Here is a 13,456-nt window from a genome sequence, read left to right as displayed (position 1 = left end):
GGCCGAGCCAGCGCGTCATGCCGCGCGGGCGGGGCGGCGTACGAGACGAGCGCGCCCCCGTGGCGGGTGCCGCGATGCGGGCGGAGGCCCCGCGGCGGCGGTAACCTGCCAGGGTGCGGGTACACGGAGTTTGGGCCGGCGACGGGCTCGCCTTCTGGGCCGAGATCACGGACGCCGACGAGCCCTCCCCACCCCGACCCGCGCCCACGAGCCACGACGGGCCCACCAGCCAGGACAGCCGCACGAGCCAGGGCGAGCCAACGCCCCAGGACGGGCGCACGAGCCGGGGCGGAGGCGCGGGCGCGGACGGGCGCACGGGTCGGGGCGGAGGCGCGGGCCGGGGCGCGGGGGCACGCCCGCACCCGCACGCCGCTTCCGGGTCCGTGGTCGCCGCCGCCCTCGGGCTCGACGACCCGCCGTCGCGGACGCTGGAGCTGCTCCTGCCCGGCTCGGCCAAGGAGCCCCTGCCCTCGCCGGAGACCGGGCGGCTGGCGGAGGTGACCCGGCCACGGCTGCGGCTCTGGCAGGTTCCCGCCGTGGTGCCACCCGCCGCCGTGGCCCTGCCGACGCTGGACGGGCACGCGGGCACCGCGACCCTGCGCCACTGGGCCGCCGTCGCCGCCTTCGCCCGCGACCTGGTACGCCGGGGCCGGGTCATCCCCAGGCTCATCCCCTCCCTTGAAACGGCGCGGGCGGTGTGGTGGCCGGTGTTGACGGGGGTGGATGCCGGATATTTCCGGGAGCTGGCGCTGGCGATGCCCCCCGCCTGCCGCGCCTCCCGTACCGAACGTCCCTCCGCGGACGTCCTGCGCGAGGCGCTCGAGACGTTCACCGACGCGCTGGTCAGGCAGACCCTGGCCGAGCCCCTCACCGCAGGGCCGCGCGCGCCACGGGAGCGCTGGCTGGCCGCGCTGACCGGCGACGATCCGGCCTGTCCCGACGTGCCCGAGCTGCGGCAGGAGCTCGAGAAGTGGCACGACGCGGTGACGACGGCCGAGGGTGCGGCGCGGGTGTGCTTCCGTCTCCTGGAGCCCGCCGACACCCCCGCCGACACCGCCGCCGGCGCCGACGTCGAGGCCGATGGGTGGCGGGTGGAGCTGGCGTTGCAGGCCGCCGACGACCCCAGCCTGTACGTTCCCGCCGCCAGGGTGTGGAGCGAGAGCGGCCCGGCCGGGTTCCCGGGGAAACCGCGACGGGAGCTGCTGGCCGGGCTGGGGCGGGCGGTCAGGCTCTATCCCGAGCTGGACCGCGCCCTACGCGTCCCCCAGCCGAGCGAGCTGGCCCTGGACACCGCGGGCGCGTTCGGGTTCCTCAGGCAGGCGGCGCCGCTGTTGCAGGCGGCCGGGTTCGGCGTGCAGTTGCCGCGCTGGGCGGGGCGTACGAAGCTGGGGCTGAAGCTCACCACGAGGACCAAGGCGCAGAAGGCGGCCGCGGCCCAGGGGTTCGGGATGCGGGAGCTGGTCGACTTCCGCGTCGACCTGGCGGTGGGCGACGAGACGATCAGTGAGGCGGAGCTGGCCGAGCTGGCCCGGCTCAAGGTGCCGCTGGTCCGGGTGCGCGGCCAGTGGGTGGAGCTGGACGACCGGCAGCTCAAGGCGGCGCTCAAGGCCGTCGAGGGCGCCCGTACGGGCGAGGCGAGCGCCGCCGACCTGCTGCGTCACGTCGTGCGGGCCGATGACGCCGAGCTGCCGCTGCTGGAGGTCGACGCCGACGGCGTGCTCGGCGACCTGCTGTCCGGGCAGGCCGAGCGGCGGCTGACGCCGCTGGCCACGCCGGCGGGACTGGACGCCACCCTGCGGCCCTACCAGGAGCGGGGCCTGGCCTGGCTGAGCTTCCTGTCGGAGCTGGGCCTGGGCGGCGTGCTGGCCGACGACATGGGGCTGGGCAAGACGATCACCACGCTGGCGCTGCTCGTGCACGAGCGGGCCGCTGCCCCGACGCTGCTGGTGTGCCCGATGTCGCTGGTCGGCAACTGGCAGCGGGAGGCGGCCAGGTTCGCGCCCGGGCTGCGCGTCTACGTGCACCACGGCAGCGGCCGCGACCCCGCGGAGATCGAGCGCGCCGACCTGGTGATCACCACGTACGGCACCGCGCAGCGCGACCTGGAGACGCTCCGGCGGCACGAATGGCGCAGGGTCGTGTGCGACGAGGCGCAGGCGATCAAGAACAGCGGGACGTTGCAGGCCCAGGCCGTACGGTCGATCCCCACGGGCACCCGGCTGGCACTGACGGGCACCCCGGTCGAGAACCATCTGGCCGAGCTCTGGTCGATCATGGAGTTCGCCAACCCGGGCCTGCTGGGGCCGCGTACGCGGTTCAGGACGAGGTTCCAGGAGCCCATCGAGGCGCGGCAGGACGAGCAGGCGGCCAGGGCGCTCAAGCGGGCGACGGGTCCGTTCATCCTCCGCCGCCTCAAAACCGATAAATCCATCATCTCGGATTTGCCGGAAAAGCTGGAGATCAAGGAGTGGTGCCCGCTCACCACGGAACAGGCCACGCTCTACCAGGCGGTCGTCGACGACATGCTGGCCAGGATCGACGACAGCGAGGGCATCGAGCGGCGCGGCCTGGTGTTGTCGGCCATGGCCAGGCTCAAGCAGGTCTGCAACCATCCGGCCCACCTGCTCAAGGACGGCTCCCGCCTGTCGGGCAGGTCGGGCAAGCTGGCCCGGTTGGAGGAGCTGTCCGAAGAAATCCTGGCAGAAGGCGAAAAAGCACTGCTTTTCACGCAGTACGCGGAGTTCGGCACCATGCTCCAGCCGTACCTGGCCCAGCGGCTCGGCACGACCGTCCTCTGGCTGCACGGCGGGCTGCCGAAGAAGACCCGCGACCGCCTGGTCGACCGGTTCCAGAACGACGACGAGCCGATGTTGTTCGTGCTCTCGCTCAAGGCGGCCGGCGTCGGCCTCAACCTCACCGCCGCCAACCACGTCGTCCACGTCGACCGCTGGTGGAACCCGGCCGTCGAGGACCAGGCCACCGACCGCGCGTTCCGCATCGGGCAGCGCAAGAACGTACAGGTGCGCAAGCTCATCTGCGCGGGCACCCTCGAAGAACGCGTCGACCAGATGATCGAGCGCAAGAAGGCCCTGGCCGAGCGGGTGGTCGGGGCCGGCGAGGACTGGCTCACCGACCTGTCCACCGACGAGCTGCGCGAGGTGTTCCGGCTGACGGCGGAGGGGGTGGGCTGAGCATGGCCCGGTTCGAGGACTGGTACGACGGCGCCCGGCCGATCAGGGTCGAGGGCGGCATCAAGGCCCGCACGCGGCGGGGCAGCATCGGCTCCACGTGGTGGTCGCGGCGGTTCATCGACATCCTGGAGCGCGTCTGCGACAAGGGACGGCTCTCGCGCGGCCGCGCCTACGCCCGGCAGGGCCAGGTCCTGTCGATCGACCTGGCGGCCGGGGAGGTGCGGGCCGCCGTGCAGGGCTCGCGGCGCGACCCGTACGACGTCGTGATCAGGATCGAGGCGTACGGCGAGTCGCGCTGGGCCGCCGTCGAGGAGTCGATCGCGGCGCAGGCCGTGCACCGGGCCAAGCTGCTGGCCGGGGAGATGCCGGCCGAGATCGAGGAGGTGTTCGCCGCGCTCGGGATCGACCTGTTCCCGCGTGACCTCGACATGGAGTGCTCGTGCCCCGACTGGGGTTTCCCGTGCAAGCACCTGTCGGCCGTGCTCTATCTGCTGGCCGAGTCGTTCGACGACGACCCGTTCCTGGTGCTGGCCTGGCGCGGGCGCACCCGCGAGCAACTGCTCGGCTCGCTGGCGGACGACGCCCCGGACGCCACGGCGGACGCGCTGCGCGTGGACGACGTGCCGTTCGCCGACCGCCTGGCCGACTTCTACGCGCCCGGCGCGACGGCCCACCGCCCCGAGCGGCGCCCGTCCGCCGCCGCCCCCGACCTCCTCCTGCGCGTCTTCCCTCCGCCGGCCGATCTGGCGGGCGCGCTGGAGCCCGCCTACCGGCGCCTGGGCGACGCCTGAAGCCAGGGCGGCGTGGTCGGGTGGCGGCTCAGTTGTCCTCGAACGAGGACGGCACCATGACGCGCACCCCGTTGGGGACCACCCGCAGCCTGATGGGCGTGCGCAGCCGCACCTCGCCGTCGACGTCGGCGGCCATCGGCGGATCGGTCTCCAGGAGCATCTCGCGGCCCGTCACGAACGGGCCCCCTGCGAGGCTGCGCCAGCGCCCGGTGGTGGCCCTGAGCAGGGTCTCGCCCAGCAGCCGCAGCTTCTTGCCCGACCCGAGCTGGTAGGCCACCAGCATGCCGTTGTCGATGCTGATGTCCCTGGCGACCTGCCAGCCGCCGTGGAAGCGGCCGTTGGCGATGTTGAGCTGGTGGGTGAGGAGCTCGTGCCGCTGCCCCTCGACGGTGATGTAGGCGCGGAACGGCGTGTGGCCCGGCAGGATCGTCAGCGCCGTCAGCGGATAGGCGGGACGCCCCACGATGCGCTTGAGCCACGGCTTGACCTTGCCCGCCACCTCGACCGACACCCCGAAGCTGGCCAGGTTGGCGAACGGCCGGTCGTCCGCCAGGCCGAGATCGATGTCGGCCACCTTGCCGGTGTCGAACACCTTGATCGCCCCGGCGAGGTCGAGGGGGAGGCCGAGGCTGCGGGCGAAGTTGTTGGTGGTGCCCAGCGGCAGCACGCCGAGCGCCACGTCGCGGTGGGCCACGTGCCGCACCGCCGAGGAGAGCGTGCCGTCGCCGCCGCCCACGATGAGCAGGTCGGGCTCGGTGGCCAGGGCGGTGTCGAGCAGCTCGCGCAGCCGCTTGGGGTTGTAGACCGACAGCTCCGCCAGCGGCTCGAACCCGAGGTTGTGGATCTGCTCGATCACCTCGAAATAGTGCCGCCGGCCGCGGCGCGAGCGCGTGTTCACCACGACCGCCACCCGGCGATCTCTCCGGATCGCCTCGGTGTGCTCGTCCTTGGTGCGCAGTTCGGTCATGGTCATCAATCGTAGGCGCACGAACCGCTACCTTCGGCCGCCCGCTGGACGCGGGCCGGCCGGAGGTTCAGGTCGCGGAAGCCGGCCGCCGGACGCGGCCGGCCGGAGGCGCGGCGTGGGCCGGCCGCTGGGGACGGCCGGCCCCGCGGGTCACTTCTTCGGCGGGACCACCCGGACGATGGCGCCCAGGTTGCCCGGCAGCGGGCTGAGCAGCTGGAACTGCACGCCCAGCGCCTTGCCCTCGTCACCGGGGTTGCCGGTGCCGAGCACCGAGCCCGCGGCCACCTGGCCGTACAGCTCGGTGGCGGGGGTGCCGTCCTGGTGCACCACGCGCGTGGTGTACTCCTGGTCGCCCTTCGACGGCACGACCGCGGAGGCGTCGAAGTCGCGGTAGTACAGCCCGTTGTCGATCAGCTCGATGCCCGGGTACCAGGTCTTCGCGTCGGTGAAGGTCTTGACGCCCTTCTGCGCCTCGAAGTCCGTGCAGTACTCGCTGAACGGCTCGTCCGCCGCCTCCAGGCACTCCTTGAACGGGTACGTCTTGCCGAACCCGAACGCGGCGTTCGAGGTCTGGGCGCGGCCCGGGAGGTTCTTGTTGAGCGTCGGGTCCTTCTCGGCCGCGGTGCCCGTGCGGCGCAGCGGCTCGTAGTGGGAGTCCACGACCAGCAGGCTGCCCTTCGGGCCGAGGCTCGGCGGGCCCGTGATGTCGGCGGTCACGTGGTTGTTGACGTAGGTGGAGTCGCGGTACCAGACGAGCAGGCCGGGCGCGTTGTACTTGATCTTCTGCACCTTCCACGCCCCGTCACGGGAGTAGTCGGTGTCGTAGGTGTACTGCAGGCCCTTGTCGAACCCGTCGAAGTTACGCCACTCCGCCAGGTAGAAGCGGGAGACCTCGCGCTCGCCGTTGTTGCGGGTCCAGCCCTGGCCGCTGGTGTTGGTGAACGTGCCACCCGTGGCGTGCCAGCCGTTGTCCCCTCCCTCGACGTCGTCGCTCCACACGGACGTGCCGTCGTTGGTGAGCTCGAAGTCGTCGGCGTGCCAGCCGCGCGGCATGAAGGCCGCGTCGGTGTTGTACGTCAGCCGCAGCTTGATCGTCTGCCCGGCGAACGGCGTCAGGTTGACGTAGTCGTGCCGCCAGCCGTCGGTGTTGCCGGTGATGCCGTACTTCTTGTTGCCGAACGTGGCGAGGTTCTTGTTCGGGTCCGGGTAGTCGTCGGGCGTGGTGATCTCGTTGCCGGCCTCGTCGAAGACCTTCTGCTGGGTCCACGTCGCGCCGCCGTCGGTGGAGACCTCGACGAAGCCGAAGTCCCAGTCGGACTCGATCTCGTAGTTGTTCCACATCCAGAACCGCACGTCGGCGCCCTCGGGGACGGGCACGTCGCGGGTGAGGCCGATGTTGGCCCACTCCTGGTCCAGGCCGGTCCACCAGGCGTTCGACCCGCTGTGCGGCTCGATCATCTTCAGCGGCGCGGAGGCGAGGTTGACCCGGACGCCGTCCTCGGTCAGCTTGGGCGTGCGCGAGGTCTGGCCGACGGTGACGAGCTTGGAGCGGTCACCGGGGTCGAACACCTTCGGGTTCGCCCAGCCGAGCACCCACTTGTCCCACAGGCCCATGTGGGTGGGCATCGACTGGAAGATCGGGCCGGAGTGGGAGCCGCTGGACATCAGGTCCCAGAAGTCCACGGCCGAGCTGCCCGCTCCCGAGGTGTCGTACAGGTCGGGCAGGCCGAGGTCGTGGCCGTACTCGTGGGCGAAGACGCCGACGCCGGAGTCCTCGGGCTGCACGATGTAGTTGGAGATCTTCTTGTCGGTGCCGGGGACGGTGTAGCCGCCGGCGACCGCGCTGGAGTGGGCCCAGATGGCGTAGGTGCCCTCGGCTCCGCCGTCGGACGACTTGTCCTTACCGGCGTGCACCAGCACCAGGTGGTCGATGACGCCGTCGGGCTCCTGGAAGTTGCCGTCGCCGTCGGCGTCGGAGACGTCCTCCACATCGTAGTCGGCCCAGGGGAAGTCCGGCTGGGCCTGGACGAGCGCGTTCACCGAGTCGATCGGGAGCTGCTGGGCGCCGAGCTGGTTGTCGGGGTGGCCGGACATGTCCTGGGGAGCGCCGCCGCAGGCCGCGGCGCCGTACCAGGCCTCGGAGTGGGGAACCTTGACCCAGCCGACCGCCTCGCCGGTGACGGAGTAGGCGCCCTTCGACATCTCCTCGTACATCTTCTTCATCGTGAAGCCGGAGATGTCGATGCCGGGCTTGCCGTCGCGGGGGTCCTTCAGGTCGGGGCGCACCCGCTCGGTGATGCCCTTGTCCGTGTAGAGCATCTTGTTGAAGTGCTCGGTGCTGAAGTCCTCGACCCAGAAGGAGTTGTTGTCCTTGTGCGGCAGCGTGGCCGGGTCGGGGATGTTGTTGTGCAGGGGGCCGTTCAGGAGCGTTCCCGGCGGCTCGACGACGCAGTCGTCGGGGGCGCTGCCGACCGTGCGCAGCCGGTTGAATCCGGAGAAGTCGTCGTTGGCCTGCTCGTTGAACTCGACGAGGAGCGTCAGGAGCTTGGCCGTACGGGTCTGCTTGGACTTCTTGAAGATCCATTCAGCGGGGTTTCGGCCGGTTCTCATGGCCTCCTTCTCGCGCGCGGCGAGAATGCGGCCGGCCGCGGGGTTACCGCTGCTGAACTTCCTGTCGAACTTCTGCGCCGGGGTGAGCGAGCGCGCCTTCGGATCTTCGAGCTTGGGCTCCTTCGGATCTTCCGCGACCCTTGGCGGAGCGTAGTTGATGTAGAAGTCCGAGGCTGCGGGCTCGTAAACCGCCACCGACGACGCTTGCGCGGGGGGAACGGTCAGGGCGGCGCCGAGAAGGGCGACCGCGGGAAGCGTTGCTAACAGGCGCTTTGTACGTGGCACCAGGAACCCTTTCTGCCCGGGGTCGCCGGGCGCATGGCCATAGGGTGTGCAATGCCGGACGTTAGAGGGTGACTAAACGGGTCGTAAAGGGAATTGTTGAAACGTGATCAAACTACGACATCAGGCCATCACCCACAGGGCCACGGCCACGCCCGCCAGCGCCGCCCCGTAGCAGATCACCGCCAGTGCCCGATCGAACTTCGCGATGCCGAACAGCTCTTCACTGGTGAAACGAATACGGTGGGCCGCGTGAAAAAGACACAGCGTCACGACCACGAGCAGCGCGGCCCGTACGACCACGCCGTCGAGCAGCGCGCGCAAATGATCGACGGCGGGCCAGTCGACGACGCCGAGCGGCATGAGCACCCCGAACAGCAGCACCAGCACCGGCAGCACGAGCGCCGCCACCACGCCCCCGCCGCTGAACAACAACCACAGATACGGCTCGGGCGTGCGCTTCATGGCGACCTCAGGACGAAATAGGCGATCAGCACGGAGATCAGCAGCCAGGCCGAATGGTTGCCGCCCTGGATCATCCAGGCGGGCACCCGCCAGCCGTCAAGCCGGACGACGGTGGCCTTGGGCGCCAGGTTGAGGAACGTGATCGCGTGGAAGGCGGTCGCGGCCAGGGCGACGACGTTGAGCGCGATCATCCAGGGCCGGGAGGCCAGCGCGGCGAAGTCCCGCAACGACCCGCCGAGCACCGCGTCCACGAGCATCAGCGTGAAGACGATCGCCCACGCCACGAAGACGCTGGTCAGCTCGCGCAGCACGAAGAGGGTGTAGCGGCGGCTGCGGGCGAACCACAGCCGGTCGGTCCGCGGCCGGTAGGCGGCCGAGGCGGTGCGTACGGCGGCGCTCGGGGTCACCTTCTCCTTGGACGTCATCGCCTGCTCCACGGCAGCACCGAGCGCAGGGCGGCGGTCAGCTTGTACCGCTGGATGGCCTCGGCCGGATCCACGTGCTTGGGGCAGACCTGGGTGCATTCGCCGACGAACGTGCAGCCCCACACGGCGTCCTCCAGGTTGAGCACGTCGAACCGGTCGCCCATGTCGCGCGAGTCGAGGTTGTAGCGCTGGGCGAGGGCGATGGCGGCCGGACCGAGGAAGTCGGGTTCGAGCACGTAGACCGGGCAGGCCGAGTAGCACAGCAGGCAGTTGATGCACATGCTGTACTGCCTGTACGCCTCCAGCTGCTCGGGCGTCTGGGCGTACTCGGTGGTCAGCGGCAGGTCCTCGCCCTCCCTGACCAGCCAGGGCCGCACCGACGACAGCTTGGCCAGGAAGTCGTCGATGTCCACGACCAGGTCCCTGATGACGGGAAACCCCTTCAGCGGCTCGATCCGCACCGGGCCGTCGCCGTACTCGGTGAGGAAGGTGCCGCAGGTCAGCCGGGGCTCGCCGTTGACGGTCATGCCGCACGAGCCGCACACGCCCATCCGGCACGACCAGCGGTAGGACAGGCTGCCGTCGAGCTGGTCCTTGATGTAGTTGAGACCGTCGAGCACGGCCCAGTCGGGCATGAGCGGCACGTCGTATCCCTGGAGCACCGGCTCGTCGTCCTCCCCCGGCCGGTACCGGGACACCTCCATCCGCAGCGTCCTGGTCTGCGCGGCCTCGGTCACGCCGGGTTCAGACGGGCTCATCGGTTCCTTCACCCTCCTCATTCGCTCCGCGGGCGGCGTGCTCCGCTGCGCCCCTCAGTCACGGCCGTACACCCTTTCTCCCGGGGGCCATCGGGTGATCGTCACGGGGAGCAGGCCGACGGACGGCGTGCCGTCGGGGGCGCGGTGCACCAGCGAGTGCGCCAGGAACGCCTCGTCGTCCCTGGCGGGAAAGTCGGTGCGCTGGTGCGCGCCGCGCGACTCCCGCCTGTTCAGCGCGCAGGCCACGATCGTCTGCGCGACCTCCAGCATGGCGTGCAGCTCCCGCAGGTTGATCAGCTCGGTGTTGAACGTCGTGCTCGTGTCGTCGATGCGGGCCTCCTCGGCGCGCTCGCGCAGCTCGGCCAGCGTGTCGGCGGCCTTGGCCAGCGCGTCACCCGTGCGGTAGATGCCCGCCGCTCCTTCGAGCGTGTGCTGCATCTGCTCGCGCAGGCCGGCGATCCGCTCTCCGTGCCCGCTGCCCCCGCGCGCGCGTTCCAACCGCCGCCGCTCGTCCTCCCCCTGAGCGCGTACGCAGGACGGCTCGCCGTTCCTGTGCGACCTCGCGAACCCGGCGGCGGCGACGCCCGCGCGCCGGCCGAAGACGAGGATCTCGGGCAGGGAGTTGGAGCCGAGCCGGTTGGCCCCGTTGATGCTGACGCAGGCCGTCTCCCCGGCCGCGTACAGCCCGGCGACGGGGGTGGCGCCGTCGATGTCGGTGTGGACGCCGCCCATCATGTAGTGCACGACCGGGCGCACCGGGATCAGGTCGGTGGCCGGGTCGAGGTTCTGGTAGCTGCGGCACAGCTCGCGGACGAACGGGATGCGGTCGTCGATCTTGCCCGCCCCGAGGTGGCGCAGGTCCAGGTGGACGACCGGGCCGTACGGCGTGTCCACGGTGCGGCCCTGCTCCTGCTCGTGCACGAACGCCTGGGAGAGCCGGTCGCGCGGGCCCAGCTCCATGCTGCGCAGCTTCGGCGTGGGCGTGGGGGTGCCGAGGTCGTAGTCCTGCAGGTAGCGGTAGCCGTCCTTGTTGATCAGCCAGCCGCCCTCCGCCCTGGCCGCCTCGGTGATGAGGATGCCCGTGAACGGCAGGCCGGTCGGGTGGTACTGGACGAACTCCATGTCCTTCAGTGGCGCTCCCGCCCGGTAGGCGAGGGCCATGCCGTCGCCGGTCTTGATGGAGGCGTTCGTGGTGAAGGGGAAGGCGCGGCCGCAGCCGCCGGTGGCCAGGATGACGGTCCTGGCGGGGATGGTCTCGATGCGGCCGGTCCTGATCTCGACGGCCACGACGCCGTGGACGCGGCCGTCGTCGACGACGAGCTTGGTGACGAACCACTCGTCATACCTGATGATGTCCTGATATTTCAGGGTTGTTTGGAAGAGGGTGTGCAGGAGGTGGAAGCCGGTCTTGTCGGCGGCGTACCAGGTGCGCATCTTCTTCATCCCGCCGAACGGGCGCACCGCCACCCGCCCGTCCGGCTCGCGGCTCCACGGGCAGCCCCAGTGCTCCAGCTGCATCAGCTCGCGCGGCGCCTCCTCCACGAACGCCTCGACCGCGTCCTGGTCGGGCAGCCAGTCCCCGCCCGAGACGGTGTCGTAGCAGTGCTCGTCGAGGGTGTCGTCGAGGCCGATCACCCCGGCGGCGCCGCCCTCGGCGGAGACCGTGTGGCTGCGCATCGGATAGACCTTGGACGCGACCGCCACCTTGAGGGCGGGATCCACCTCGGCGACCGCGACCGCCGCCCGCAGGCCCGCTCCGCCTCCTCCGACGATGAGCACGTCGATCATGTACGTCACTTCCCGTGGTCGGGCTGGATCGGGTCCTTCACCCGCTTGCCGTCGTGGCGGATGGCGGACAGGTGGATGCTGCCGTCGTGGTACTCGTGCCGGATCATGCGGCAGCCGCAGTCGAAGAACTGGTCGCGGATCACCAGGCCGTACTCGTCGTCGTCGATGAGGCGTTCACCCCTGGACTTCTTCCCGCAGGGAGCCGTCTCGGGGTCGAAGGGGATCTTCGTGCCGGTCATCGCCGATCTCCTAGATAGGCGAAACGTCACCTCCACACAAGCACCACGTCACGGTTCGGGAAAGGTCAGTCGCCCGTACCCTCGCCGGGCCGGAGCTCGGGGGCGCCGGCCCTGCCCACCTCAGGGCCCACCTCAGGGCCCACCTCAGGGCCCACCTCGGGGCCCACCTCGGGCGGCACGTTCGTACGCTCCCGCGGATAGTGCAGGTCGAATGCGGGCCTCTCGGAGCGGATCGGCGGCATGAACGTGAAGTTGTGCCGCGGCGGCGGGCAGCTCGTGGCCCACTCCAGCGAGTTGCCGTAACCCCACGGGTCGTCGAGCGTGACCTTGGGCGCGCCCCTCGCGGTCTTGAACACGTTGTAGAGGAACGGCAGCGTCGAGGCACCGAGCAGGAACGCGCCGACGGACGAGACCTCGTTGAGGAAGGTGAAGCCGTCCGCGGCGCTGTAGTCGGCGTACCTCCTGGGCATGCCGATCTGCCCCAGCCAGTGCTGCACGAGGAACGTCATGTGGAAACCGATGAACAGGGTCCAGAAGTGCAGCTTGCCCAGCCTGTCGTCGAGCATGCGGCCGGTCATCTTCGGCCACCAGAAGTAGAACCCGGCGAACATGGCGAACACCACCGTGCCGAACACCACGTAGTGGAAGTGCGCCACGACGAAGTAGGTGTCGCTGATGTGGAAGTCGAGCGGCGGCGAGGCCAGGATGACGCCCGTCAGGCCGCCCAGGAGGAACGTCACCAGGAAGCCGACCGAGAACAACATCGGCGACTCGAAGCTCAGGTGCCCGCGCCACATGGTGCCGATCCAGTTGAAGAACTTCACGCCCGTCGGCACCGCGATGAGGAACGTCATGAACGAGAAGAACGGCAGCAGCACCTGCCCGGTCGCGAACATGTGGTGCGCCCAGACCGTCATCGACAACCCGGCGATGGCGATGGTGGCGCCGACCAGCCCCAGGTAGCCGAAGATGGGCTTGCGGCTGAAGACCGGGATGACCTCGGTGATGATGCCGAAGAACGGCAGCGCGATGATGTAGACCTCTGGGTGGCCGAAGAACCAGAACAGGTGCTGCCAGAGCAGCGGCCCGCCGTTCTCGGCCAGGAAGACCTGCGTGCCCAGCTTGCGATCCGACTCGAGCACGAGCAGCGCGGCGGCGAGCACGGGGAACGCCAGCAGCACCATCATCGAGGTCAGCAGCGCGTTCCAGCAGAAGATCGGCATCCGGAACATCGTCATGCCCGGCGCCCGCATGGCGATGATCGTGGTGATGAAGTTGACCGCGCCGAGGATCGTGCCGAGCCCCGACAGCGCCAGCCCCATGATCCACAGATCGCCGCCGACCTGCGGCGAGTAGATGGACGACGACAGCGGCGTGTACGCGAACCACCCGAAGTCGGCCGCCCCGCCGGGGGTGAAGAACCCGGCCAGCACCATCAGCCCGCCGAACAGGAACAACCAGTACGCCACCGCGTTCAGCCGGGGGAAGGCCACGTCGGGCGCGCCGATCTGCAACGGCATGATCACGTTGGTGAACCCGGCGAACAGCGGGGTGGCGAAGAGCAGCAGCATGATCGTGCCGTGGATGGTGAACAGCTGGTTGTACTGGTGCTGGCTGACCAGCTGCAGTCCCGGCCCGGCGAGCTCGGCCCGGATGATCATGGCCATGACGCCCGCCACGAGGAAGAACCCGAACGACGTGATCAGGTAGAGGTAGCCGATGACCTTGTGGTCGGTCGTCGACAGCCAGGAGGCGATCACGGTCCCGGCGTGCCGGCGCCTGACCTGTTCGACCGAGGGTTCGCGAACGGTCGTCACGGCCGCTCCCTCCAGTGCGGAGTGCCAACTGCCCCGATCTACCCATTGCACGGAACGACCGCCGCTCGGGAAGCCGTTCTTTACCATGTGCGGCAAAACTTGGACTTTCCGAAACGCGCGAGC

Annotated in this window: 10 protein-coding genes; 2 read left to right on the top strand and 8 right to left on the bottom strand. The window is 70.1% G+C overall.

Annotation, left to right across the window (positions count from 1 at the left end; translation table 11 throughout):
• Positions 1–113: 113 nt before the first annotated feature.
• A complete protein-coding gene (locus ABGA98_RS25460; RefSeq protein ID WP_347620918.1) occupies positions 114–3,191 on the top strand; it encodes a DEAD/DEAH box helicase in 3,078 nt (1,025 codons plus the stop codon).
• 2 nt (positions 3,192–3,193) lie between these two features.
• Entirely contained in the window at positions 3,194–3,982 is a 789-nt protein-coding gene (locus tag ABGA98_RS25455) for an SWIM zinc finger family protein (RefSeq protein ID WP_347620917.1), read from the top strand.
• Positions 3,983–4,010: 28 nt separating this feature from the next.
• Here ABGA98_RS25455 and ABGA98_RS25450 read toward each other — a convergent pair whose 3' ends face one another.
• From ABGA98_RS25450 to ctaD, 8 genes are all read right to left on the bottom strand, one after another.
• The gene (locus ABGA98_RS25450; RefSeq protein WP_347620916.1) at positions 4,011–4,949 is read right to left on the bottom strand and encodes a diacylglycerol kinase family protein; all 939 of its coding nucleotides are present in this window, start codon (positions 4,947–4,949) and stop codon (positions 4,011–4,013) included.
• Between the two features lie 150 nt (positions 4,950–5,099).
• A complete protein-coding gene (locus ABGA98_RS25445; RefSeq protein ID WP_347620915.1) occupies positions 5,100–7,754 on the bottom strand; it encodes an immune inhibitor A domain-containing protein in 2,655 nt (884 codons plus the stop codon).
• A 210-nt stretch (positions 7,755–7,964) separates the two neighbouring features.
• Complete coding sequence (gene frdD / locus ABGA98_RS25440; RefSeq protein ID WP_347620914.1) at positions 7,965–8,306, bottom strand: fumarate reductase subunit FrdD; 342 nt, start codon at positions 8,304–8,306, stop codon at positions 7,965–7,967.
• Complete coding sequence (locus tag ABGA98_RS25435) at positions 8,303–8,731, bottom strand: hypothetical protein (protein ID WP_347620913.1); 429 nt, start codon at positions 8,729–8,731, stop codon at positions 8,303–8,305. The genes frdD and ABGA98_RS25435 overlap by 4 nt, the downstream gene beginning before the upstream one ends.
• A complete protein-coding gene (gene sdhB / locus ABGA98_RS25430; protein ID WP_347620912.1) occupies positions 8,728–9,489 on the bottom strand; it encodes a succinate dehydrogenase iron-sulfur subunit in 762 nt (253 codons plus the stop codon). The genes ABGA98_RS25435 and sdhB overlap by 4 nt, the downstream gene beginning before the upstream one ends.
• Before the next feature lie 54 nt (positions 9,490–9,543).
• Entirely contained in the window at positions 9,544–11,277 is a 1,734-nt protein-coding gene (gene frdA / locus ABGA98_RS25425; protein ID WP_347620911.1) for a fumarate reductase (quinol) flavoprotein subunit, read from the bottom strand.
• A 5-nt stretch (positions 11,278–11,282) separates the two neighbouring features.
• Positions 11,283–11,516 carry a hypothetical protein gene (locus ABGA98_RS25420; protein WP_347620910.1) on the bottom strand — a complete coding sequence of 78 codons (234 nt, stop codon included), beginning with the start codon at positions 11,514–11,516 and terminating at the stop codon, positions 11,283–11,285.
• A gap of 65 nt (positions 11,517–11,581) precedes the next feature.
• Positions 11,582–13,333, bottom strand: a complete 1,752-nt coding sequence (gene ctaD / locus ABGA98_RS25415; protein ID WP_347620909.1) for a cytochrome c oxidase subunit I — start codon at positions 13,331–13,333, stop codon at positions 11,582–11,584.
• Positions 13,334–13,456 lie beyond the last annotated feature (123 nt).

Source organism: Nonomuraea sp. B1E8 (assembly GCF_039871515.1).
GTDB lineage: Bacteria > Actinomycetota > Actinomycetes > Streptosporangiales > Streptosporangiaceae > Nonomuraea.
Note: the sequence above shows the minus strand (reverse complement) of the source record. Positions and strands in the feature narration are given on the sequence as shown.